General features: G+C 38.7%; 19 protein-coding genes. 13 read left to right on the top strand and 6 right to left on the bottom strand.

All coding sequences use genetic code 11. The annotated features are described in order from the left end of the window. Positions 1 to 71: 71 nt before the first annotated feature. The 8 genes from ACRD64_RS02045 (at position 72) to ACRD64_RS02080 (ending at position 11088) form a co-directional block, all read left to right on the top strand. A complete protein-coding gene (locus ACRD64_RS02045; RefSeq protein ID WP_430931488.1) occupies positions 72 to 2255 on the top strand; it encodes a glycoside hydrolase family 3 C-terminal domain-containing protein in 2184 nt (727 codons plus the stop codon). Between the two features lie 255 nt (positions 2256 to 2510). Further along, positions 2511 to 3962, top strand: a complete 1452-nt coding sequence (locus tag ACRD64_RS02050; protein WP_430931489.1) for an MFS transporter — start codon at positions 2511 to 2513, stop codon at positions 3960 to 3962. Between the two features lie 18 nt (positions 3963 to 3980). Next, complete coding sequence (locus tag ACRD64_RS02055) at positions 3981 to 5123, top strand: endo-1,4-beta-xylanase (protein ID WP_430931490.1); 1143 nt, start codon at positions 3981 to 3983, stop codon at positions 5121 to 5123. Next, the gene (locus ACRD64_RS02060; RefSeq protein WP_430931491.1) at positions 5120 to 6190 is read left to right on the top strand and encodes a hypothetical protein; all 1071 of its coding nucleotides are present in this window, start codon (positions 5120 to 5122) and stop codon (positions 6188 to 6190) included. The genes ACRD64_RS02055 and ACRD64_RS02060 overlap by 4 nt, the downstream gene beginning before the upstream one ends. A gap of 30 nt (positions 6191 to 6220) precedes the next feature. Continuing rightward, complete coding sequence (locus tag ACRD64_RS02065) at positions 6221 to 7189, top strand: glycoside hydrolase family 43 protein (protein WP_430931492.1); 969 nt, start codon at positions 6221 to 6223, stop codon at positions 7187 to 7189. Continuing rightward, positions 7179 to 8855, top strand: a complete 1677-nt coding sequence (locus ACRD64_RS02070; RefSeq protein ID WP_430931493.1) for a glycoside hydrolase family 43 protein — start codon at positions 7179 to 7181, stop codon at positions 8853 to 8855. The genes ACRD64_RS02065 and ACRD64_RS02070 overlap by 11 nt, the downstream gene beginning before the upstream one ends. 197 nt (positions 8856 to 9052) lie before the next feature. Next, the gene (locus ACRD64_RS02075; protein WP_430931494.1) at positions 9053 to 10345 is read left to right on the top strand and encodes a sugar phosphate isomerase/epimerase family protein; all 1293 of its coding nucleotides are present in this window, start codon (positions 9053 to 9055) and stop codon (positions 10343 to 10345) included. Then, positions 10342 to 11088, top strand: coding sequence for a ThuA domain-containing protein (locus ACRD64_RS02080; protein ID WP_430931495.1), 747 nt, complete (start codon positions 10342 to 10344; stop codon positions 11086 to 11088). Before ACRD64_RS02075 ends, ACRD64_RS02080 begins: the two co-directional genes overlap by 4 nt. Positions 11089 to 11137: 49 nt before the next feature. Here the strand turns inward: ACRD64_RS02080 and ACRD64_RS02085 are convergent, their stop codons facing one another. From ACRD64_RS02085 to ACRD64_RS02105, 5 genes are all read right to left on the bottom strand, one after another. After that, positions 11138 to 13327, bottom strand: coding sequence for a glutamine synthetase III (locus tag ACRD64_RS02085; protein WP_430931496.1), 2190 nt, complete (start codon positions 13325 to 13327; stop codon positions 11138 to 11140). A gap of 748 nt (positions 13328 to 14075) precedes the next feature. Beyond that, positions 14076 to 15446: a dipeptidase gene (locus tag ACRD64_RS02090; RefSeq protein WP_430931497.1), complete on the bottom strand. Its 1371-nt coding sequence runs from the start codon at positions 15444 to 15446 to the stop codon at positions 14076 to 14078. Between the two features lie 71 nt (positions 15447 to 15517). Then, complete coding sequence (locus tag ACRD64_RS02095) at positions 15518 to 17860, bottom strand: TonB-dependent receptor (protein WP_430931498.1); 2343 nt, start codon at positions 17858 to 17860, stop codon at positions 15518 to 15520. Positions 17861 to 17963: 103 nt separating this feature from the next. After that, complete coding sequence (zupT, locus tag ACRD64_RS02100) at positions 17964 to 18782, bottom strand: zinc transporter ZupT (protein WP_430931499.1); 819 nt, start codon at positions 18780 to 18782, stop codon at positions 17964 to 17966. 58 nt (positions 18783 to 18840) lie between these two features. Further along, positions 18841 to 19539: a metal-dependent transcriptional regulator gene (locus tag ACRD64_RS02105; RefSeq protein ID WP_430931500.1), complete on the bottom strand. Its 699-nt coding sequence runs from the start codon at positions 19537 to 19539 to the stop codon at positions 18841 to 18843. 148 nt (positions 19540 to 19687) lie between these two features. Here ACRD64_RS02105 and ACRD64_RS02110 point away from each other — a divergent pair, with 148 nt between their 5' ends. The 5 genes from ACRD64_RS02110 to ACRD64_RS02130 all read left to right on the top strand — a co-directional run bounded on the left by ACRD64_RS02110 (position 19688) and on the right by ACRD64_RS02130 (position 24580). Further along, entirely contained in the window at positions 19688 to 20662 is a 975-nt protein-coding gene (locus ACRD64_RS02110; RefSeq protein ID WP_430931501.1) for an N-acetylmuramoyl-L-alanine amidase family protein, read from the top strand. Positions 20663 to 20737: 75 nt separating this feature from the next. Further along, a complete protein-coding gene (locus ACRD64_RS02115; RefSeq protein ID WP_430931502.1) occupies positions 20738 to 21637 on the top strand; it encodes a nucleotidyltransferase family protein in 900 nt (299 codons plus the stop codon). Positions 21638 to 21721: 84 nt separating this feature from the next. Further along, positions 21722 to 22240, top strand: coding sequence for an NUDIX hydrolase (locus ACRD64_RS02120; RefSeq protein ID WP_430931503.1), 519 nt, complete (start codon positions 21722 to 21724; stop codon positions 22238 to 22240). A 145-nt stretch (positions 22241 to 22385) separates the two neighbouring features. Then, positions 22386 to 23678, top strand: a complete 1293-nt coding sequence (locus tag ACRD64_RS02125) for an aminotransferase class I/II-fold pyridoxal phosphate-dependent enzyme (protein ID WP_430931504.1) — start codon at positions 22386 to 22388, stop codon at positions 23676 to 23678. A gap of 272 nt (positions 23679 to 23950) precedes the next feature. Next, a complete protein-coding gene (locus ACRD64_RS02130) occupies positions 23951 to 24580 on the top strand; it encodes a class II aldolase/adducin family protein (protein ID WP_430931505.1) in 630 nt (209 codons plus the stop codon). A gap of 32 nt (positions 24581 to 24612) precedes the next feature. On the opposite strand, the gene ACRD64_RS02135 is transcribed toward ACRD64_RS02130, so the two are convergent. Next, the gene (locus ACRD64_RS02135) at positions 24613 to 24798 is read right to left on the bottom strand and encodes an ATP-binding protein (protein ID WP_430931639.1); all 186 of its coding nucleotides are present in this window, start codon (positions 24796 to 24798) and stop codon (positions 24613 to 24615) included. Positions 24799 to 24988 lie beyond the last annotated feature (190 nt).

A 24988-nucleotide genomic window follows, 5' to 3' on the forward strand; every position in this document is an offset into this window, starting at 1 on the left:
AGGTTTGGGCGAAGTGCCAAATTTGCTTAGGGCATAATTGATGGAGAATCATTATTTAATAACGTTGGTGAATGAAAAACTTTATAATATACATACTGATTCTATCAGCAGGTTTGATAGATATAAATGGACAAAAAGTAGAAATGCTAGATTCAAAGATTGATGAAATAATGGAGGAGATGACTTTGGAGGAGAAAGTTGCCATGTGTCATGCTCAATCTAAGTTTAGTACTCCAGGAGTACCACGATTAGGTATACCTGAATTATGGATGTCTGATGGTCCACATGGCGTTAGAGGGGAGATTAATTGGGATGATTGGGGTTATGCCGGTTGGACCAATGATTCGATAACTGCTTTCCCGGCGTTGACTTGTCTGGCCGCTTCCTTTAATCAGGAACTATCCCATGCGTATGGAATAGCTATTGGAGAAGAAGCCAGATATCGTAAAAAAGATGTTTTACTGGGGCCAGGTGTTAACATTTATCGTACTCCTCTAAACGGAAGAAATTTTGAATATATGGGCGAGGATCCCTATCTGGCTTCCCAATTGGTGGTTCCTTATATAAAAGGAGTGCAGAAAAATGGAGTAGCGGCTTGCGTTAAACATTATGCACTAAATAATCAGGAGATGTGGAGAAACCACATTAGTGTAAACGTAAGTGATAGAGCGTTACATGAGATTTACTTACCTGCATTTAAAGCTGCCGTTTTAGAAGGTGAAACATGGTCAATTATGGGTGCATATAACCAATTCAGAGGGCAGCATACCAGTCACCATCAACTTTTAATGAATGAAATTTTAAAAGGAGATTGGGGATTTGAAGGAGTTGTCATTTCTGATTGGGGAAGTGTTCATAATACCGATGAAGCCGCTATGAATGGTATGGATATAGAAATGGGCACATGGACCAATGGATTGACGGCTTCGGAGAAATTTGCTTACGACGATTACTTTCTGGCTAAACCTTTTCTGGAGAAATTAAAAAGTGGAGAGATTGAAGAATCAGTTATAGATGATAAGGTCCGTCGTATTTTACGACTGATGCTACGTACCAGCATGAACCCTAACCGTAACTATGGGCGAATGAACAATGTTGAGCATTCTCAAATAGCCAGGAAAGTAGCTGCCGATGGTATTGTATTATTGAAGAATGAGGATGACTTTTTTCCTCTAGACAAGAATGCCAAATTAACCATTGCAGTTATCGGAGAGAATGCTACACGTTCTATGACTATTGGTGGAGGTTCATCGGAGCTTAAAGCTAAATATGAAATATCGCCATTGGAAGGAATAGAACAATGTTTTACAAATGCCAAGGTGCTACATGCCATGGGGTATGCTTCAGGACCTTCTGTTTATGAAAAAGTAATTCCTTCGGAACTTGATGCCGATGCATTGGTAAAAGAAGCAATTGAAGTAGCTTCTAAAGCTGATGTTGTTTTGTATGTAGGCGGTTTAAATAAAAGTCACCATCAGGACTGTGAGGGAGGAGACAGAAAACATTACAAATTACCTTTTGGTCAAGATGAGCTCATTGACAAATTATTAGCTGTTAATCCTAACCTGGGAGTTGTTTTGGTCAGTGGAAATGCTGTTGAAATGCCATGGCTTGGCAAAACAAAGGGATTAATTCAATCGTGGTATAATGGTAGCGAAGCAGGAAATGCGTTGGCGGATATTGTAAGTGGAGTTATAAATCCATCAGGAAAGTTACCGTTTTCATACCCGGTTAAACTCGAAGATAATGCAGCGCATCATTTTGGAGAAATATCCTACCCGGGAGATAGCATAAAACAAAACTACCTGGAGGATATTTTGGTTGGTTACCGCTGGCATGATACAAAAAAGATTAAACCGCAATTTCCTTTCGGATATGGATTGTCATATACAAATTTCCAAATGGAAGATGTAACGGTCGACAAAAAAGTTTATATAAAAGATGAATCCATTAAGATCAACCTTAACGTTAAAAACTCGGGTGATATTTATGGGGCAGAAGTTGTACAGATTTATGTGGGTAAAACGAAATCGAAAGTTGATAGGGCTGTAAAAGAATTAAAAGGCTTTAAAAAGCTTTATCTAAAAGCCAGTGAAAGTCAAAATGTAACGATCGAAATACCTGTAAGTGATTTGGCTTTTTATGATGAAACTATTTCCGACTGGAATATTGAAAATGGAAACTACACGGTATATATTGGTAATTCATCAGATAACATCATAGCAAAACAAAAAATAACTGTCAATTCTAAGTAGAGTCTGTCCATAAGTCTTCATATTTTAAGAGTCTGAGATTTTATGTTCGAGAACAAGGCTTGTGAAGTTTTGAAAATAAGGAGTTTACTTTTGTAAATGACTGTTTTCAAAATAAGCATAACGCAGTTATCGGACTTAAAAGACAGACTCTAAGTAGACTTAAGTAAGATATTGTTGATAAGGCATTAACCTTTTGTATTGATTTCACTTAAGGTCAGAAATTCACATCTTATTTTCTAAGAAATTATTCAAAATATGAGCGATAAACCATCACAAAAAATATCAGTAATCGAAAAAATAGGATACAGCCTCGGCGACTTGGCTGCCAACCTAATTTTTCAGACATTGATGACCTTTCTGGCATTCTTTTACACCGATGTGTATAAGATTCCTCCAGCAAGTGCCTCTGCCATCATATTTGTTGGAGGTATGATAGGTGCATTCTTCAATCCTATAATGGGAGCCATTGCTGATAGAACCAATACACGTTGGGGTAAATTTCGACCATGGATCTTATGGACAGCCATACCCTTTGGTGCAATGGCTATATTAGCTTTTAGTACACCTAATTTCGGACCTCAGGGCAAAATCATATATGCCATGTCTACTTACGTGCTATTAGTGATGATTTATTCGGCAAGTAACCTACCCTATTCCGCGTTAAGTGGTGTTATCACAGGCGATATGGCAGAACGTAATAGCATTTCTTCGTATCGTTTTGTGGCTGTGATGGTTGCTCAGTTTACGATACAGGGCTTATTATTACCCTTAGTTTTAATATTTGGAGATGGTGATAAAGCTGTTGGTTTCGAAAAGGTAATGACTGTATTTGCCATCGTGGGAGTCATCTTTTTAATCATCACTTTTTTAACGACTAAAGAAAGAATTGTTCCTACCAAAGATCAGAAGTCATCTTTAAAAGAAGACCTAGGAGATCTCTTTAAGAATAAACCTTGGATTGCCATGTTAGTGCTTACTATTCTTATTTTTATTACGCTAGCACTGAAGGGAGGAATGTATATTTATTACTTCGACAATTTTTTAAATAAAGAAGCACTTGCAGCATTTTTAAATAACATTGGTTTTGTTGATTTAATAGCATCGTTAAAATATACATTTTCGGGTTTTGATTGGCCCGATGATCCGGTAACATCTGCTTTTAGTTTATTCAACGCAGGAGGAATTATCTTTATGATTGTAGGAATTGGTTTCTCAAAACCATTGGCCGATAAATATGGAAAACGAGATGTGTTTATTGTAGCCTTAATTATATCTACGCTTTGTGTTTTGGCATTTTTATTTTTCCCAGCTAATAAAATTACCATTGTTTTTATAACGCAAATACTTCATGGATTTTTCTACGGTATTACGATTCCTTTGCTTTGGGCTATGATTGCCGATGTAGCGGACTATTCGGAATGGAAAAACAATAGAAGGGCTACAGCTATAATCTTTTCAGCTATGATATTCGGTTTAAAAGCAGGATTGAGTATTGGAGGTGCATTAGTAGCCGGTATTCTTGCGGCCTATGGATATAACGAGCAATTGACTATTCAAGCTCCTGAAACTATAAAAGGCATTCTGCTTTCGGTTAGTGTATTTCCAACAATCACTTTTTTGCTGGGAGGTGGCTGTCTCTTCTTTTATGAGATCAATAAAAAGATGGAAGTAAAAATTGAAGAAGATTTAAGATCTCGCAGAAATTAATTTTACCAATAAAGACACATGAATTTAAAGACAAAATTATCATATATACTTGCAGGGTTCTTAGTATTGGGATTAAGCTCATGCTCTTCTCCAGCAAAAACATCGAAAGACAAAGTAATGACGCTTTCGAAAGCTTACGAAGGCAAATTTTTAATAGGAACAGCCTTAAATACAGCTCAAGTTTTAGGTGAAGATACATCATCCTTAAAAGTTGTTAGAACGCATTTTAATTCAATAGTGGCCGAAAACTGTATGAAAAGCGAGGTGCTTCAACCACAGCAGGGCGTATTCGACTTTAAACAAGCAGATGGTCTTATAAAGCAAGGAGAGCAAACAAACTCTTTTATTGTGGGACATACTTTGGTTTGGCATTCGCAAGCTCCTGCGTGGATTTTTGTGGATAATGCAGGAATTGAAGTATCAAGAGATACGTTAATTGAAAGAATGAGAACGCATATTTCAACGGTTGTGGGACGTTACAAAGGTAAGGTACACGGTTGGGATGTAGTGAATGAAGCATTAAACGAAGATGGTACATTACGTCAAAGTAAGTGGTACAATATAATAGGACCTGATTTTATTGAATTAGCCTTTAAATTTGCACATGAAGCCGACTCAACTGCAGAGTTATATTATAATGATTATAACATGTATAAACCTGAAAAAAGAGAAGGAGCTGTTCGATTAGTTAAATCGCTTCAGGAAAAAGGTGTTAGGATTGATGGTGTAGGAATGCAGGCACATTATGGTTTAGATATGGATCTGATTTCTGACATTGAAGCTAGTATAAATGCCTTCTCTTCAACTGGTGTTCAAGTAATGATTACAGAATTAGATATATCGGTACTTCCTTTTCCAACAGAAGAGCTTACAGCTGAGGTTAGTCAGTCGTACGAAAATAAGCCTGAGTTTAATCCATATGTCACTGCTTTGCCAGATTCCATGCAGCAAGCTTTAGCTGACCATTATGTAGACTTATTTAAGGTGTACCTGAGAAATCATGATAAAATTAGTAGAATTACTTTTTGGGGAGTAAACGATAGTCAAACCTGGCGTAATTATTGGCCTATATCAGGACGTACGGATTATCCTTTATTGTTCGATAGAAATAACAAGGCAAAGCCAGTATTAAATAAATTGATAAAACTTGTAGAACAATGAAAAGTGGGAAGTATTTTTTATTAATCACGATTGTGTTTCTTGGGGTCATATCCTGCAGTAAAAATAAAAGTACTACGGTTTCCATTAAAGATAATCAGTTTTATATCAATGGGGAATTAACTTACAAAGGTGTAAAATGGAACAATTATCCCATTGAAGGATTGTTGATGAATGCAAGGATGGTACAAGGTATTTTTGATGACCTTAACCCCAACACAAAATCAGGTTTTATTTATCCAGACACAAAAACATGGGATGCGGATAGAAATACCAACGAATTTGTTATGGCAATGGGTGATTGGTATGACCATGGCTTATTGGCTTTTACCTTAAATATGCAAGGGGGTAGCCCATTGGGATATGGTAATGAGGGTTGGATAAATTCGGCTTTTGATCCCAAAGGAGAGTTACGACCAGATTATATGCTGCGCTTGCAGAAAATTTTAGATAAGGCCGATCAGTTAGGAATGGTCGTTATTTTAGGATACTTCTATTTTGGTCAGGATGAACATCTCGAAAATGAACAAGCTGTAGTTAATGCAGTTAATAACATTTCAGATTGGCTTATAAAAAAAGGATATAGAAATATTCTTGTTGAAATAGCAAATGAGTGTGATATTTATTACGACCATAATATTTTAAAGCCAGAAAGAATAGTAGAGTTGATTAAGCTCGTTCAAGAGAAAGGCTTATTGGTAAGCACAAGTTTTAGTGGAGGAAAAATACCAACGTCTGAAATTATTGACCAAGCAGATTTTGTGTTGCTCCATGGAAACGGGGTTGATAACGCAAAGGAAATTACAGAAATGGTTGATGCCGTTAAAAACAGTTTGGCTTATACTAATAAACCTATCCTTTTTAATGAAGATGATCATTTTATGTTCGAAGAGGATAGTAATAATTTTAAGAGTGCTATTGTAGCATATGCATCCTGGGGATATTTCGATTTTAGAATGGAAGGAGAGTCCTATGAGCATGGATTTCAAAGTGTACCTGTGGATTGGACAATAAGCTCAAAGCGAAAGAAATCATTTTTTAATAAAATCAAGGACATAACATCCAATTAGGGTGAGAACCCTTGATTAAAATATAGTAAAATGAAAAAAGCAAAGTACTTAGTTAAGGATTTATTTACAGCTGACCCTTCAGCTCACGTTTTTAATGATAAATTATTCATATATCCATCACATGATTTTGAGTCGGGAGTGCCAGAAAATGACAACGGGGATCATTTTAATATGCGCGACTATCATGCTTACTCTATGGATTCGATTGATGGAGAAATCACCGACCATGGTGTGATATTGGATGTGGATGATGTACCATGGGCAAGTCGTCAAATGTGGGATTCAGATGTAGCTGAAAAAGATGGAAAATATTACCTATACTTCTCTGCCAAAAATCATAATGACATATTTAAAATTGGAGTTGCAGAAAGTGATACGCCTGAAGGTCCATTTGTTCCACTTACCCATCCGATGCGTGGCAGCTACAGTATCGACCCATGTGTATTTAAAGATGATAATGGAGAATACTTCATTTATTTTGGTGGTATTTGGGGTGGACAGTTACAACGTTACCGTAATAACAAAACCATTGAATGTGGTACTGAACCTGCTGATGATGAGCCTGCTTTAAAACCAATAGTGGCAAAATTAAGCGATGATATGTTGGAATTTGCCGAAGAACCTAAGCAATTGCAAATTTTAGATAAAGATGGTAACCCTCTTTTAGCAGGAGATCATGATCGTAGGTTTTTTGAGGCTTCCTGGATGCATAAATACAATGGCAAGTATTACTTCTCTTATTCTACTGGTAACACCCATTTATTGTGTTATGCAACGAGTGATAACCCTTACGGACCATTTACCTACCAAGGTGTTATCTTAACTCCGGTTGTCGGTTGGACTACTCACCATTCTATTGCCGAATTTCAGGGTAAGTGGTATTTATTTCATCACGATTGTGTCCCTTCCGGAGGTAAAACTTGGCTTCGAAGTATGAAAGTGGTTGAATTGGAATATAACGCGGACGGAACTATTAAAACGATAGAAGGTGGAGAATAGCAAAAGAACTTTAATTCAATGCATATTCCTTACCTGGATTGTATTCAGTATTGTGGCCTGTGGAAATTCAGAAAAGAATCCTGAAGCAGTAATTTACAACCCGGTATTGCCCGGATTTTATCCCGACCCTAGCATTTGTAGGGTCGGTGATGATTATTATATGGTAAATTCTACTTTTAGTTATTTTCCGGGTGTTCCGATTTTTCACAGTCGTGATCTGACCAATTGGAAACAAATCGGACATGTTCTTAACCGTCCCTCCCAAATTGATTTGGATGGATTAGGTGTCTCAAGAGGAATATTTGCTCCAACAATTAGGTATAATAAAGGAACGTTCTTTCTGATTACTACCTTAGTTGGGAAAAATGGGAATTTTTTTGTGACGGCACAGGATCCCTCAGGCCCCTGGTCTGATCCCGTATGGCTTCCTGAAGTTGATGGAATAGATCCTTCTATTTTCTTTGATGATAACGATAGCTGTTACATTGTTAATAATGGTCCGGCTCCTAATAATGAACCTTTATATGAAGGTCATCGAGCTATATGGATTCAACAGTTTGATTTGAATGCGAATAAACTTGTTGGAGAACGAAAAATTATCGTTGATGGAGGATCTGATATTAGTCAACAACCAATATGGATTGAAGGTCCTCATATTTATAAAAAAGAGGGTAGCTATTTTCTGTGTGCCGCAGAGGGGGGTACAGCTGAAAATCATTCGCAGGTTGTATTTAAAAGTAAATCCGTTTGGGGTCCTTGGCAGGCATTTTCAGGTAATCCCATTTTAACACAAAGCAAACTTCCGGTTGATCGTCCCCATCCAATAACTTGTACAGGACATGCAGACCTGGTAAAACTGCCGAATGGTAATTGGTGGGCTGTTTTTCTTGGTTGTCAGCCTTATGCTCCAACGGTTGAAAATCATTTTAATACCGGCCGCGAAACATTCATGGCACCGGTTGACTGGTCACAAGGCTGGCCAATAATTGGCGAAAAAGATGAAGCATTGAAACGTGTTTATCCTAGGCCTATGTTGAATGAATACGCACCTGAAGGTTATAAACCTTTGAACGGTTCATTTACGGTTCGGGATAACTTTGAAAAGGATTTCCTTTCGTTAACTTGGAGTTTTTTGCGCGTTCCTACGGATAATTGGTATGAGTTAAAAAACGGAAAGTTAGTTATTAAATGTCGTCCGGTGCCATTAACCGGGTCTGGGAACCCTTCTTTCATCGGACGCCGACAGCAACATTCTTTGTGCTCATCAACGGTTAGTTTGAATTTTCAAGCGGTTAACCAAGAAGAAGCAGCAGGACTGACAATTTTTCAGAATGAAAATCATTTTTATGGCTTACTTATTTCTAAATCGGACGGACAACATGTTGTTCGACTCGTTAAAAGAGAAGAAGTACTGGCTGAAAAAGCAATTTCAGACGAAGATGTTGACGGCTCCATTCAATTGCGTATAACAGCGCGTTGTAATTCATATGATTTTGACTATCGCGCGATTACAGCAGAATGGGTTTCTGTTGCTGCCAATGTGGACGGAACTTTTCTGAGCACACGTACCGCTGGAGGTTTTGTTGGTGCTTATTTTGGGATGTTTGCATTTGGAGACTCTGGTAATCAGGCTGCTTTTGAGTGGTTTGAATATTCAGGAGAATAAATACAATCATCGTCTGCTGTGTGCAAGGGAAGGTTGATTTATATATTGCGTAGGCACAGCTAGTCTGTAATGAAAATTAAATAGCATAAGTGGAAGTTTTAATGGAATAACAAAAAGGTAATTCTTACTTGGGAAATTTTGTTTGCCATTAGGCTTTCGCTTGTTGTATTAGAGTTTGAAAAAATAAATTATAAACCATGCGTTATTTTATACTGATTAGCTTTATTTGGGCTGTTACCTTTCTTCCACCCTACAAATTATTCGCTCAAAAATATACGATCTCTACACAAAAAGATCGTTTGCATCAATATGCTGGTCAGTGGGTGAGTACCATACATCCTAATACCGATTCTATCGCATCCAATCCGCAACTTAAGATGATCAACACATCTAATACAAATCATCATTCTTTAAATGTAGAGGTGTTACGATTAATTGGAGAAGATTACCATCCCATTCTACATGAACTAATCGGTTTTGATCGTATTAGCCAAGATATATTTGCAGCAGGACATAATGATATAGGAGATTTTTTTACTGGTAAAGGTCAGTTTACATCTGAGAATAGATGGATGATGCAAGATGCTGATTTAAACGGTAAACCTACCATGAAGGTTATATTCAATTTCCAGAGTTTTACTGATGTTATCGTTGAGGGTCTTGATACAGAAAATAACAGCCTTTGGAAAACAAGATACATCAAGCAGAATCCGAAAAACAATCACATTGGCATTCAGTTGGTATCGGTTCATGACGAAATGCAGAAAGATGCTATAGGAACATTGAAACAGTTGGGTAGGATGGGATATGATTTTGTGGAAACCTTTGTCTATAATAATGGAGCTTTTTATGGTATGCAAGCACAGTATTTTAAATCTATAGTCGAACAAGCAGGTATGCAATTTAAAGGTTCCATGACTTTCTATAATCTTCCGGACGAGAAGAATTGGAGCGAAGCAATGGAGTGGTGGAGCACATGTATTAGTGATCATAAAAAGGCGGGCGTTTCTTACCTTTCAACATCAAACAATCAAATAAAAAGTATAAAAACAAAAGTAGTTTTACAAAGATATTGCGATTATTATAATGCGGTAGGAAAATTATGCAAGGAAAGTGGGTTGCTATTTGTTTATCACAACCATGCAGATGAATTCAAAGAAATTGATGGGATAAAAGTGTATGATTATTTTCTAGAAAATACGAACCCTGAATTTGTACATTTTCAAGCAGATTTATATTGGATGCACGCAGGGGGAGCTGATATAGAAGGTTATTTCACTAAGTACCCAGATCGTTTTATTAGTTGGCATATGAAAGATTATAAGGAGCTCGGAGAAAGTGGTAAAATTGGCTTTAAAACGATACTTAAAAATGCTGATACTTCCAACCTCAAATATTTAGTTGCCGAAGTTGAGGATTATAGTTTTCCACCATTGTACAGTGCTGCATTAGCATGGGAATATATTCACTTTGAAATGTTACAACCATGAAAAATACTTTAAAATGGATAACTGTTCTAATATTTGTACATTCTTCAACTTTTATTATGTCACAAAATCAGTTCAAATTATTACTATTTACACAAGAGGATGAGTGGCATTCGGATTGTATACCTGTTGCTATAGAAACCTTTCAAAAAATGTCAATTAAACACCAGTTTCACTTCGATTGGACACTTCAGCCAGAAGAATTAGCTGAAAAGTTATATGCTTATGATGTGTTGGTATTTTTAAATGCCAATGTAGATAGTTTTGATAGCATACAAATTCAAGCGTTAAAAAGCTTTATCAACAATGATGGTGGATTCGTTGGCATTCATGCCTGTTCTTACCGTAAGAAAAATAAGCCTTGGTTTGATGGATTGATAGGAGGAGTGTTCTCCAACCACCCAAAACTTCAAACAGCAATTGTTAAAGTCGAGGAAAAGGACTTTCCTGCAGTGATGCATCTATCCAACAAATGGCTCTGGAGCGATGAATGGTATAATTTTCGAAATCTAAAAGATGATATTCGTGTTGTATTATCTGTGGACGAGAACAGCTACAATTTTACAGCCGGATACGACAATATTTCATTAAAAGGAATGGGAGCAAACCATCCTATTTCCTGGTATCACCATTACGATGGAGGAAGGGTGTTTTACACATCATTAGGACATAAGCCTGAGGCATTTAAAAACGATTTGTTTTTAAATCATATTTTTGGCGGTATTTACTGGGCACTTGGCAAATAAAAAAGGGCCGGCAACCTGCCGACCCTTTCATATATATCGCTTATACAACTTACACGTTGAATAATAACTCGCGGTATTTAGGCAATGGCCAGATTTCATCGTCAACGATCAACTCTAATTTGTCGATATGGTAACGGATGTCATCAAGGTAAGGACGAACTTTTTGATCGTAAGCATGTGCTTTATCAATTCCATCCTCCATAACATTACACTCCTTACGAGCCTCAATCATTTCTTTTCTCTTAGCTTTAATAGCAGAAGTATGTTGAGAAATTTCTTTAATTAAATCCAAACGTGTTCCTGCTAATGTCGTAAATTCTTCTTCTGTGAATAAGTCTTTCAACCCTTGAACATTTTGAATCAACTTAGTCTGGTAATTAACAGCTGTTGGCACAATGTGGTTGATGGCTATATCAGCAAGTACGCGAGATTCGATCTGAATCTTGTACACAAACTTTTCCAATTCTACCTCTACACGAGCTTCCAACTCTTTTTCACTCATGATACCACCGTCAACCAATACTTTTTTAGCAGGAGCTTCTAAGTATTTGCTTAATGACTCAGGTACACTGGTGATGTTGGTTAAACCGCGTTTTGCCGCTTCTGTTTTCCATTCATCAGAATAACCATCACCGTTAAAACGGATAGGTTCACACTCAATAATGATTTTCTTTAGCACCTGGAAGATCGCTTCGTCTTTCTTAACACCGGTATCAATTAAACCGTCCACTTCCACTTTAAACTCCCTTAACTGAGTAGCTACTGCTGCACTTAATACCGTAGTAGACACAGCTGCATTGGCAGAAGAACCTACAGCACGGAACTCGAAACGGTTTCCGGTAAATGCGAACGGAGAAGTACGGTTACGGTCAGTGTTATCCAAAATAATCTCAGGAATACGACCAATACCCAACTTAAGAGCCGTCTTTTCATCCGGTGTCATTTTATGATCCGGTACCTCAGCAACAATTTTATCTAACATAGCGGAAACCTCAGTTCCCAAGAACGCAGAGATAATTGCCGGCGGAGCTTCGTTAGCACCTAAACGGTGGCTGTTAGAAGCAGTTAGGATAGATGCACGTAATAAATCCTGGTTTTTGTATACAGCCATTAAAGTGTTCACCACAAAAGTTAAGAACTGTAGGTTACCTTTAGGATTTTTACCCGGAGCATACAATACAACACCTGTATCTGTACCTAACGACCAGTTATTGTGCTTACCTGAACCGTTGATTCCGGCAAATGGTTTTTCGTGGAACAACACGCGGAATTTATGACGACGTGAAATACGCTTCATCAAATCCATCATTATCTGGTTGTGGTCATTTCCTAAGTTAGCCTCTTCATAAATAGGAGCAACCTCAAACTGAGAAGGAGCCACCTCGTTATGACGGGTTTTAATAGGCATACCTAATTTATGTGCCTCACACTCAAGATCAACCATAAAGCTACCAACACGCTCAGGAATAGAACCAAAGTAGTGGTCATCTAACTGCTGATCTTTTGAAGAAGAGTGCCCCATTAATGTACGACCAGTCAATGCCAGGTCAGGACGTGCTTGATAAAGCGCCTCATCAATTAAGAAATACTCTTGCTCCCAACCCATGTTGGTATGTACTTTGGTAACATTTTTATCGAAATACTGACATACAGCTGTAGCCGCCTCGTCAACTGCAGCTAACGATTTCAACAAAGGCGTTTTATAATCTAAAGCCTCTCCTGTATATGAAATAAATACGGTTGGAATACAAAGTGTAGTTCCTACAATAAAAGCCGGAGAAGAAGTATCCCAGGCGGTATAACCACGTGCTTCAAAAGTTTGGCGAATACCTCCCGATGGGAAAGAAGAAGCGTCAGGTTCCTGTTGCGCTAATAATTTACCCGAAAAGTTTTCGATAATGCTACCATCGTCTCCATAGTCGATAAAACCATCATGCTTTTCAGCAGTTCCATCCGTCAATGGTTGAAACCAGTGCGTGTAGTGAGTTGCACCTTTTTCGATGGCCCAGGCTTTCATTCCTGATGCAATACCGTCAGCCATTTTTCGGTCGATTGTACCACCTTTTACGTTTGCAGCTTGCACGGCAGCGAAAGAATCCTTTGAAAGATACTTTCTCATTGACTCGTTATTAAAAACTTGTTCGCCGTAATAATCAGTTACCTTATTTGATGGTAACGTTACTTCTTTCGGTGCTCTGGAAAGCAACTCGTTTAATGCTTGAAATCTTAATGTTGCCATAATTGTATTAAAAATTAAATTTTTCTTCGAGTTAGCGTAGCAAAAATATATAATTCTAAATTAAAACCTCTAATAAACATGATTTTTTTCACTAATATTTACTTTTACGAAACAAATACCCTATTTTCTATCCATCCACAGCAATATTTTTCTAAATACAGGTGCCATTTTTTATTTTATCCTCAATCTTAAACTTAATCCCGAACAGTCCAAAAACAAATCGAAAGTAAATACCCCAGATTGCTATCAATTTAAAAGTGAAGAAAAGTGATTGTAAAATCAATATCCTAAAAAAATAAAAAAACTTTTGCATACACAGGCAAAAGTCCGATTCAAAGGGTAGAATAATCTTCTTTTTATCTACAAAAAAGCCAATCTAATTATTTTATCTTACAAGCAAATAAAAAGAATCCTTCTAAAAAATTAAAAGCATAAATGAGATTTCTTCAAGATTTAAACACTCTCTCGATTGGAACTAATCCTAATTATTCACGAACAAATACCCCTTTCGATAGCGATTAAGAGCCTCATCCAATATTAGTCTTCTAAATTGGGACTTCTCTATTTACCGGTTAATCCTCCTGAACATTCATTTCATGAAACATCATGTATTATACGTACTAAGGGATTAAATTTTCTAATTCACCCATTCCCCATCAACAAGGCACTTCTTCCTTGTTTTCAATATGGAGAGAAAAAAAATGCCGACAAAACTTGTCGGCACCTCAAATAATACATACAATATACTTTACTTCCTTAATGCTGCATAATATTCGTAGAAATATGGAATGGCCTCAATCCCTGTAAAGAACTGCTCCAACGGATAATTTTCGTTAGGCGAATGAATGGCATCCGATTCCAAGCCAAAGCCCATTAAGATGGATTTAACACCCAGGATGTCTTCAAACGTAGATATTATAGGAATTGAGCCGCCACTTCGCACAGGCACCGGCTTGCGACTAAATACTTTTTCATATGCTTGCTCGGCAGCCTGGTATTCCGGCATATCGATCGGACAAACATAACCCTGACCACCATGTAAGCTTTTCACCTCCACTTTAACACTTTCCGGGGCAATGGATTCAAAGTGGTTTTTAAATAGCTCCGCTATTTTATGATGATCCTGGTTAGGAACCAGCCTGGTAGAAATCTTTGCATATGCCTTGGATGGCAATACGGTTTTAGCTCCTTCGCCCGTATATCCACCCCAAATGCCACATACATCAAAAGAAGGACGAATACCGGTTCGCTCATTGGTTGAGTAACCTTTTTCCCCACTTAACTCTTTTACGCCCACAGCTCCCTTATAATTTTCTTCATCAAAGGGTGCTTGCGCCATCTTTTTGCGTTCTTCGGGCGTAACCTCAATCACATCATCATAAAATCCTGGTATGGTAATTTTACCTTCCTCATCCGTCATTTGCGCGATCAATTTAGCGAGCACGTTAATTGGGTTGGCGACGGCACCGCCAAATAATCCCGAATGTAAGTCGCGATTCGGTCCGGTCACCTCTACCTCCCAATAGGCCAAACCCCTAAGTCCGGTAGTAATGGAAGGAATACCTGGTGAAATCATAGAAGTATCGGAAACCAGAATCACATCGGCCTTGAGCATCTCTTTGTGCTCCATGCAAAATTTAGGCAGGTTAACAGACCCGACTTCCTCTTCCCCTTCAATCAGGAATTTAACATTACAAGGTAATTGGTTGGTCTTTACCATATACTCGAATGCTTTGGCATGCATAAAGCTCTGTCCCTTATCATCGTCGGCACCTCGAGCGTATATATTTCCGTCTTTTACGGTAGGCTCAAACGGATCGGTATCCCATAGTTCTATGGGATCTACTGGCATCACATCCATATGTGCATACACCATTATCGTTGGCAATTTCGGATCAATGAGCTTCTCTCCGTAGGTAATTGGATTGCCTTCCGTCTCGAAAATTTCAGCCTTATCGGCACCGGCATCCAGTAGTATTTTCTTCCACAATTCTGCCGCCCTGTACATATCCGGTTTGTGCGACTCTATACTACTAATTGATGGGATTCGAAGCAATTCGAACAATTCTGCAAGAAAACGATTTTTGTTTTCGCTTATATAAGTTTTTAATCCTTCCATATTATAAATTAATTAAAAAAACGATACAAGGTACAAAAGTATCGTGGTATATATTATGAATTATATCATTACTACAAACTGGATAGTTTTAAGCCTATAAAAACCGTTCGCGGACGGGATGGCCCATATATATAACCACTATCCCTGTTTTTACCGGTATCAAAATCATCCTGGTATTCATTAAAAATATTCTGTACCCCTGTGAATAGCTCTATACTCATACCTTTTTCAAACCAATCATACTGGTACGACAGCTTTAGGTTATTCTCCAAAAAGGATGACGATGTGATAAGCGCATCCTGCTCAGGCGTTCCCGGATCATCAGGCACTCCAAAATGCGGAATCAACATGGAGCCAGTATATACTCCTGATAGAGCAGCCTTAAACCCAGACCGGGGAGTGTATGTAAGGGTATAATATCCGTATTCTTGAGGCGTTCGCAAATAATCTTTTTCTCCCGACAATTCCTCCGACCATTCAACTGCCTCATCAAAGCGACTGGTTTGAATGGTTGCTCCGGCTTCCAACTGCACTTTTCTGTTATAATTTCCTCTTACCTCAACAGTACCGCCCTTAACCGTTGATCCGTCACCGTTCCTTTTTTCGAGAATAGAATTACCATCTTCATCAACGCCCATTTCTTCAAGTATAAAAGCATTATTTAAATTTGTATAGAAGCCTTCCAAGGTAAAACCAAAAATAAAATGCTTATGAGGATAATCGTAATTAATGGATGCACTCCAACTTTTTGAACGTTCCTCTTTTAAATCCGCGGCCAATTGCACTTTCTGAATTCCACCGCCGGCAAATGCTATATGCATATCGGCATCAAACGCTTGTGGCGGCCTAAATCCGGTAGACCAACCCGTTCTGAATTGCCAATTCGACAACTTATACAATAAAGATACCCTAGGGCTGAGAATCAATTCATCCACCATATTATGTTTGTCGGCCCTCACGCCCGTCAACAGGGTCAATTTTCGGTTTATTGCCCAGTCACTTTGTAAAAAGGTACCGAAATTTTTAGTGGTTTGATCGATAATATATTGATATGCTAAAATTTCATCATCCACCATATCGTAATTGTACTCTAAACCAAAAGTCAAATTATTTTTTCCTGAGATAAAATCAGATAACATGTGGTTAAGCTGAATGCCACCAATATACGTTTGATTATCGGTAACGCCATAAGGCGGTTCTTTAATGTGCTTTTCGTAAAGATCCTCACCACTGCCACTTAATTCGCCCACATCAGGCACAATACCCGTATAATGGTCTCGATCTGTTCGCTGCAAGGCCAGGTAAGCGGCAAATGACGATAAATTTTCATTAAAATTTACACTATAATCAACCCCTCCCATCAACACATTATGTACTCGTTCCTCACTTTGGTCGGCCAGATATGCCGGCCCATCTTCTTTATTACCACCGTATCTATATTCGTACATTGACGACAGGTTAAATTCAATTTTATGATTGGGAGCCGGTAAAAGAAAAGCATTTACCCCAAACGAATTATTTTTAAGCTGTGCCATCTCACTATAACCGTCCCCATTATGATCGTAAGAATCCCGTTTTCGGTGCGAGGCAAACAAACTCAATCCTGAATTTCTTCTATCTGAAACCGCGCTCACATTAACATTTGCCATAAAATCATTTGATTCGCCATTGATTATTGCCGTATTTGTATTTACAGCGTATGCGTTTCTATCCGGAGGACGCGTAATCACATTTACGGTTCCGCCAATTGCACCTGCGCCATACAAAGCAGACGCGCCTCCCCTTACTACCTCGATACGCTCAATCATGTTGGCGGGAATCTGCTCCAAACCGTATAATCCGGTCAACGGACTGAACACCGGGCGACTGTTAATTAATATCTGAGAATACCCTCCTCCTAAGCCATTCATACGCAATTGGGTGTAATTACAAGTCTGACAATCCGTCTCCAATCGTATTCCCGGTTGAAACACCAAGCCTTCCGATAAAGTATTGGCCTGTACCAACTCCAGTGTTTTCCCTTCCATCACGTTTACTATTACAGGCGATTCAGTCCTGCGCTTGAACGTTTTTGTTCCTGTGATCACCACATCATCTATGGCCATTATTTGTTCTTCCAACACAAAATTGATCTCGATACTTTGACCTGCTTTCACAACCACTTCTTTTTCAACAGGCTTATACCCCACACTGTTGGCTACAATGATATGCTTTCCCGGTTTCAAATCTATCAGCATATAATGTCCCGACATATCGGTGGCTGTCCCCTTGTTGGTCCCTTTAACATATATACTTACAAAAGGAAGATGCTCTCCTTTACTTTGAACATCCCCAAATATATTGGCATCGGTATGTTGGGCGTTGTTATTCGCCACCAATATCAACCCAGTTAAAATCAATATTATTATTCTCATTTCATTTGACTTTTTTAATGTTGATAAATAAACTGACAAACACATTAATTTGCCGCGTTTCTTCATCAATCCTACATTCGTTTTCCGCAAATCAGTCTTTGCTTTACAAAAACATCAATAAACTTAAGGCCATAATGGCCATACCGGTAACCAGCCCGTAAATTGACAAATGGTGTTCCCCGTATTTTTGGGCTGCCGGCAATAGTTCGTCCAAGCTAATAAAAACCATAATTCCTGCTACTCCGGCAAATATAATCCCAAACAAGGTTGGTGATAGAAATGGCATTAAGATAAGGTAACCCACCAAGGCGCCAACCGGCTCAGCTAAACCCGAAAGGAAACTTAACCGGAAAGCTCTACGCTTGCTTCCTGTAGCATAGTAAATAGGTACTGAAACCGCAATCCCTTCCGGTATATTATGGATGGCTATGGCCACGGCAATGGCGATACCCAGATTCGGATCGGTTAATGCCGCCGTAAAAGTAGCCAAGCCCTCCGGAAAGTTATGAATTGCAATGGCCAGTGCCGTAAAAACTCCCATACGCATCAGGTGGGTGCTTTTTCTCCGTTTTTCTTCGGTCATATCCTCAATCTTTTCCATTTCGTGCGGGTTTTCTGCCGAAGGGATCATTTTGTCAATGATTGCTATCAATGCAATCCCCCCAAAAAACGATATCACGGTTGCCCATGTTCCTGAAACCACGCCGTAGGATTCAGTCAAACTGTCCTTGGCCTTAAAAAATATCTCGACAAATGAAACATAGATCATTACCCCTGCCGAAAATCCCAAGGCCAGCGATAAAAACTTAGTATTGGTTCTTTTGGCGAAAAATGCCATGGCACTGCCAATTCCAGTGGCCAGCCCCGCAAACAGGGTTAGGCCAAACGCCATTAAAATTTGTGGGAATGCTATATTTTCCATCTTATTTGTTTCAAAAATAATTATTTACAATGTTTTTATATTTTCAATCATTTATTTATTACGCATCCAAGTACTTACAATAAATTTTTTTTTGAAGAACCGGTGACAAATGCACCTTTCTTCCATCAAATTCTATTTCCATCGAGTTATCCAAAGCAAACATTTTCACTACCTTAAAGCTTTTTCCTGTTTCAACCTTATAATGCTTGAACATCTGCTGTACTTCTTCGTCGGCATAAATTAAACGAACAATCTTATATTGTTCACCTTCTTCGCATTCATTCATTTTAATAGCGTTTTTATGCCTTTGTATGGATCCATCCGTGCCGGGAATAGGGTCCCCGTGCGGATCAAACTTCGGTTTTCCCAGATAGTCATCCATTTTTGCCAGCAACCTATCCGAAGTTTGATGTTCCAACATATCAGCCTCCATATGCACTTCATCCAAATCCATTTTTAAAACCTGGTGCAAAAACATTTCCCAAATCCGATGGCGGCGAATCACCTTTATCGCAAAGTTTAATCCCTGAGGAGTTAACTCAAGCTCTTTGTAAGGCTCATAGTTAACCAGTCCTTTTGCCGATAATTTTTTGGCCATATCTGTTATGGCAGGCCCCGAAATCCCTAAACGCATCGACAAATTAGTCATGGAGGCCTTTTCCCCTTCATCATTTTTTAAGGTGAAGATATTTTTCAAAAAATTCTCGACAGACGTTGAATTCATTTTTTCAGTTTGCTTTGTTGCAAACTTAAGCACACTTAACTTATTTTGCAAACATTTTTAGAATAATTCTAAATAAAATAACGTTACAACTCAAAAGTCACTGAGAACAAGCTTTTATTAATGAAGAAAAGAATTATTTTTGCACATAAGAGGAAATTTCTTTTACCAGAACAGATTAAAGATGATAAAAAGATTATTGATCTTATTGATAGGGTTTGTGCTTCTGCCTGCAGAAGCACAAGAAACTGTTAAAACAAAATATTCTACCCCAAAAAACGGAGAAGGACTGTATGCCTTTTTAAAACGCAACAGCCTTAATTCTGACGATTTAAAGACGGAATTTCTCGAGCTGAACAAATCCAAACTAGGCAAAAACAACACCTTGTTAATCGGTGTAAAGTATATACTTCCAGAAACAAGCACTACGATTTACGAACCTTTATATGGTAAGGAAAGAGAAAATTTCGAACTGGAATCTGATGCGCTAAAGGGTGCGGTTTTTCATTTGGTTAGCGGACATGGAGGCCCAGACCCCGGCGCACTAGGAAAATATGGCAGTAAAACCTTGTCAGAAGATGAGTATGCTTACGATATCACATTACGACTAGCAAAAAAGTTGCAGGAAAACGGGGCAACGGTGCATATGATAATAGAAGATAAAAACGATGGCATCCGAGACGACTCTTATCTTGAATCCGACAAAGATGAAACATGTTTGGGGGAAGCTATCCCCTTAAAACAGATCAACCGCTTACAACAACGTACCGATGCCGTAAACAAATTGTATATCCAAAACAAGCCCTCATACCAAAGGTGTGTGGTTATCCATGTAGATTCAAGAAGCAAGGGAAAAGAAATTGATGTGTTTTTTTACCATGCACCTAAAAGCAAATCAGGTAAAGCCACCGCTCAATCCATATTAAAGGTATTTGACGAAAAGTATAACAAACATCAGCCGTCGAGAGGGTATTCCGGTGTGGTAAACAGCCGTAATTTATACCTTTTGCGAAAAACATACCCAACAGCAGTATTTGTTGAATTGGGCAACATTCGAAACTACCGCGACCAGCAACGATTCATCATACAAAACAACAGACAAGCGCTGGCTAACTGGATGTACGAGGGCTTAATAAATGATTTCAAAGAAAACAATTAATTTATAGATAATCTCCCCCTACTTTACAGCAAGGTTTTTACCTTTGAATGAATTTTATACAAAACGCTAAATAATATGAAACCTACACTTTTAGTACTGGCAGCCGGAATGGGCAGTCGCTATGGAGGATTAAAACAATTGGACACCTTAGGCCCCAACGGAGAATCAATTATAGACTATTCTGTTTACGATGCTATTCAGGCTGGATTTAAAAAAGTTGTATTTGTGATTCGTCATTCTTTTGCCGATCAGTTTAAAGAAAGGTTCGACCCTATGTTGGCGGGGAAAATAGAGGTTGATTATGTGTATCAGGAGCTAGATATATTACCTGAAGGTTTTTCTGTACCCGAAGGAAGAGAGAAACCATGGGGTACAGGACATGCCATGCTGATGGCCAAAGAAGCTATTCAGGGACCTTTTGCCATTATTAATGCCGACGATTTTTATGGACGTGAGGCTTACCAAACGGTGGTGGACTTTGTGGAAACGAGCACGAGCGACACCGAATACGCAATGGTAGGCTATTATCTGGATAATACTTTATCCGAATACGGTACGGTATCGCGTGGTGTTTGCGAAACAGATACGAACAATAACTTAGCGAACATAGTGGAGCGTACTAAAATTGGATATCTTGACGGTAAAGTGGTCTTTTACGAAGGCGAAGAAACAACCGAGCTAACCGGTAAAGAACCTGTGTCCATGAATTTCTGGGCATTTAAAAACTCCTTCTTCTCCGCATTAGAAGAAGGCTTTTTGGCTTTCCTTGAGGAAAAAGGAACTGAAATGAAATCAGAATTCTATTTTAATGCATTGGTGGATAAAATGATTAAAGCCGGAAGGGCTACAACCAAGGTATTGTCCAGCGATGCCAAATGGTTTGGTGTTACTTATCAAGAAGACAAACCAATTGTACAGCAAAGCTTACAAGCTTTAATTGATAAAGGCGTGTATCCCTCTAATTTGTGGGGGTAATATATTAGTGATTCGTCAATGGTCCTCGGTCAGGGTTGTAATACTACCACTGACTGATGCACTATTGACCATTAAACCCAATCGATGACAAAACCCGAAAAGGTACTAAAATTCTGCCCCAAGTGCGGTTCTGAAAAGTTTCACTTTGAAGGCGAACGCTCTTTCTTATGTGGCAACTGTAGTTTTCATTTTTTTATTAATGGAGCGGCCGCTGTCGCTGCTCTGATCGAAAATGAGAAGGGCGAACTACTTTTAACAGTAAGGGCATTCGACCCCAACAAAGGTATGCTGGACTTGCCGGGCGGTTTTGTCGACCCTAATGAATCCGTTGAACATGCTTTGACAAGGGAAATAAAAGAAGAATTAAACCTAACCGTAACTGAGTTGGAATACTTAACATCTTTTCCCAACGAATATGTTTTTTCGGGTTATTCCGTTTACACTTGCGACCTGGCTTTCAGGTGTAAGGTGCAAGGGTGGGATCAAATGCATATCAAGGATGATATCTCGGATATAAGATTTGTTAGCAGAGAAAATATCGACTGGGATGCCGTTGGGGCCGAATCCATTAAAAAGATTGCCAAAGCACATTGGAATATGTAATGCCAGCTTCGCTCCCACAATAATTTATCTTTTTTCAACCTTTCCCATAATAATTTGTTAATAAACTGCTCTTTTTTTAGCAAATTTGCAATACGCACCAATTATTGTACGCAAAAAAATATTCACACAAAACGTAATTGTAACGATGAATCCGCAAGCACAAGAATTAAACGAGGTTATTATTTCAAAAAATCCTGTTGTTTTTGAATTATTATCCGAAAAAGGGAAAAATATTTTTTTCCCCAAAAAAGGGATTTTAGGTCAGACTGCAGAAGCGAAGGGCACCAAGATAAATGCCACCATTGGAGCCGCCATTGAAGACGATGGAACGCCAATGCGATTAGAATCGATTGCCTCAAAGATAGATTTGGATCCATCACTGTCCTTTCCCTATGCGCCCAGTTTCGGCCGTCCCGATTTAAGAAGCAAGTGGAAAGAAATGATATACGAGAAAAACAGTAAACTTAAAGGTAAAGAACTGAGCCTGCCCATAGTAACCAGCGCCCTTACACATGGCCTTAGTATGGCCGGCTACCTGTTCATGGACGAAGATCAGGAAATTATTGTGCCCGACTTATTTTGGGGCAACTACAATTTAGCACTGATAAATGCCTATGGCGTAAAGTTTAACAAGTTTAATTTGTTTAAAGACGGGGGATTTGACACCGAAGCTTTAAAGGTTAGTTTGATGTCGGGAGGCGAGAAAAAGATAGTGATACTTAACTTCCCTAATAATCCGACCGGATATACCCCTACCAACGAAGAAATGGATGCCATTACTGCAACCATAAAAGAAGCCGCCGAAACGGGAAAGAAGATTGTGGTAATTATAGACGATGCATATTTTGGCCTTGTGTTTGAAGAAGGAATTGCCAAAGAATCCATTTTCGCCAACTTGGCCGATTTACACGAAAATGTGTTGGCAGTAAAGATAGACGGGGCAACGAAGGAAGATTATGTATGGGGTTTTCGCGTAGGATTTATCACCTATGGAATTAAGGGAGCAGATGCAGATTTGTATCATGCACTTGAAATGAAAACAGCTGGCGCAGTTCGCGGAAACATATCCAATTCATCAAACCTAAGTCAGTCCTTGTTGTTACACGCTTTCGAGTCGCCTGATTACCCAGAACAGAAACACTCGAAGTTTGTACTCATGAAAACCCGATATCAGGCCATTAAAGATGTGTTAACTGATGACAAATATGGCGAGTACTTTACTCCTCTTCCATATAATTCAGGGTATTTTATGTGCGTCAAACTAAAGGAAGGGCTGGATGGTGAAGCGATCAGGGAAATTTTGATAAAAAAATACAGCATCGGAGTTATCAACCTCAACAATATATTGCGGGTCGCCTTTTCAGCCATGGCTGCATCTGATGCGCAAGAATTGTTTGATGGCATATTGGCTGCCTGCAAGGACTTCGAATCGAGATAACGATCTTTTTATGTAGCAGTTGCCAATAAACGTAAAATACGCGTTTGCACATCCCGCAGCCGTATGACCGTTTTTTCTGGCTTCACAGACCTTCTCTTTGACCGCTTCTTAACGAAGGTTTTGTAACCAACGAGTTATATTGCAGGCACTTATTTATTTTAAAAAAAGACGGGGAGATGTTTCCAACAGGAATATTCACCTCGTTCTTTTTTAAATATTTCTTTTAAAATAAATAGATTTCCATTAGCTTTAATCGCAACATACAGATGGCTATGGAAACTAAAGACCTTTATATAGAAGAGCGCAATGAGGTAGCTCGATTTATGCGACGATTGTATAATAAAAACCTTACCACCAGCTTAGGCGGAAATATCAGCAAACGATTAGGTGAGCATGTTATTATTACCGCAACAGGCATTGACAAAGGGGAGCTTGAAGGCAGCCAGGTGGCTATTATTGATTTTAGCGGTATCAACCTGACCCCACATCTTAAACCCAGCCTCGAAACCACAATGCACCTTCAAATATACAAGGATCATCCCACCGTCAACGCCATTGTGCATTGCCACACTATATTTGCATCAGCATTTTCTGCCATGGACATCCCAATCAATGCGCACCTTATTGCCGAATCACGAATGATTATTAAAGAACCCGTTGTGGCTCCGTATGGTTTGGTGGGCTCTGAGGAACTTGCCAAAAATGTAAGTGACACCTTTGCCGAAAATAAAGTTTTAATCATGGAAAATCACGGTATCACTGCTATCGGTTCCAAAATGATTAAAGCCTTTAACAGAATTGAAGTTTTGGAAAACGCGGCAAAAATGACCTTCATCACTCATCTGATGAATGACGAAAGAAAGCTTTCAGATGATCAGCTATCGCAAATTGATGAATTGTGAAGCATATAACCTATCTTGTTCAGCAAGGAATATCAAATCGGATGTGTAAAAGTAAATTGCGTTCCAACATTCAGCTCACTTTTTAATCTAATTTGACCACCCAATAATTCCACCATAGTTTTTGCGATCGACAGTCCCAGGCCGGTTCCTCCCATGTCGGCAAAATGTTGGTTCGAGAACCGAATGGCCTTGGTTTGCTTTATCTCCTCCCGCCGCAGTCTCCCGTTGTACCGGGATTATGTATTGGAGGTTCGTCATGAGCATTGCAAGTACAATAATACAAGGCATTACTGAAACGAAGCATATTATCGTTCTGGTGAGTTGAAGTGATGCAACGAAGTGCCTTGTTTTAAAGTAATTTCAATGTGTAATAGAATTTCTAATGCATATTGCGGGTTGAAAACAAAC

This window comes from Saccharicrinis sp. 156 (assembly GCF_050589685.1).
Lineage (GTDB): Bacteria > Bacteroidota > Bacteroidia > Bacteroidales > Marinilabiliaceae > Saccharicrinis.

What these genes read in the sequence shown, in the direction of transcription:
- ACRD64_RS02045 (WP_430931488.1), top strand. Translation starts at nt 72, where the DNA reads ATGAAAAACTTTATAATATACATACTGATTCTATCAGCAGGTTTGATA.
- ACRD64_RS02050 (WP_430931489.1), top strand. Translation starts at nt 2,511, where the DNA reads ATGAGCGATAAACCATCACAAAAAATATCAGTAATCGAAAAAATAGGA.
- ACRD64_RS02055 (WP_430931490.1), top strand. Translation starts at nt 3,981, where the DNA reads ATGAATTTAAAGACAAAATTATCATATATACTTGCAGGGTTCTTAGTA.
- ACRD64_RS02060 (WP_430931491.1), top strand. Translation starts at nt 5,120, where the DNA reads ATGAAAAGTGGGAAGTATTTTTTATTAATCACGATTGTGTTTCTTGGG.
- ACRD64_RS02065 (WP_430931492.1), top strand. Translation starts at nt 6,221, where the DNA reads ATGAAAAAAGCAAAGTACTTAGTTAAGGATTTATTTACAGCTGACCCT.
- ACRD64_RS02075 (WP_430931494.1), top strand. Translation starts at nt 9,053, where the DNA reads ATGCGTTATTTTATACTGATTAGCTTTATTTGGGCTGTTACCTTTCTT.
- ACRD64_RS02080 (WP_430931495.1), top strand. Translation starts at nt 10,342, where the DNA reads ATGAAAAATACTTTAAAATGGATAACTGTTCTAATATTTGTACATTCT.
- ACRD64_RS02085 (WP_430931496.1), bottom strand. Translation starts at nt 13,327, where the DNA reads ATGGCAACATTAAGATTTCAAGCATTAAACGAGTTGCTTTCCAGAGCA.
- ACRD64_RS02090 (WP_430931497.1), bottom strand. Translation starts at nt 15,446, where the DNA reads ATGGAAGGATTAAAAACTTATATAAGCGAAAACAAAAATCGTTTTCTT.
- ACRD64_RS02095 (WP_430931498.1), bottom strand. Translation starts at nt 17,860, where the DNA reads ATGAGAATAATAATATTGATTTTAACTGGGTTGATATTGGTGGCGAAT.
- zupT (WP_430931499.1), bottom strand. Translation starts at nt 18,782, where the DNA reads ATGGAAAATATAGCATTCCCACAAATTTTAATGGCGTTTGGCCTAACC.
- ACRD64_RS02110 (WP_430931501.1), top strand. Translation starts at nt 19,688, where the DNA reads ATGATAAAAAGATTATTGATCTTATTGATAGGGTTTGTGCTTCTGCCT.
- ACRD64_RS02115 (WP_430931502.1), top strand. Translation starts at nt 20,738, where the DNA reads ATGAAACCTACACTTTTAGTACTGGCAGCCGGAATGGGCAGTCGCTAT.
- ACRD64_RS02120 (WP_430931503.1), top strand. Translation starts at nt 21,722, where the DNA reads ATGACAAAACCCGAAAAGGTACTAAAATTCTGCCCCAAGTGCGGTTCT.
- ACRD64_RS02125 (WP_430931504.1), top strand. Translation starts at nt 22,386, where the DNA reads ATGAATCCGCAAGCACAAGAATTAAACGAGGTTATTATTTCAAAAAAT.
- ACRD64_RS02130 (WP_430931505.1), top strand. Translation starts at nt 23,951, where the DNA reads ATGGAAACTAAAGACCTTTATATAGAAGAGCGCAATGAGGTAGCTCGA.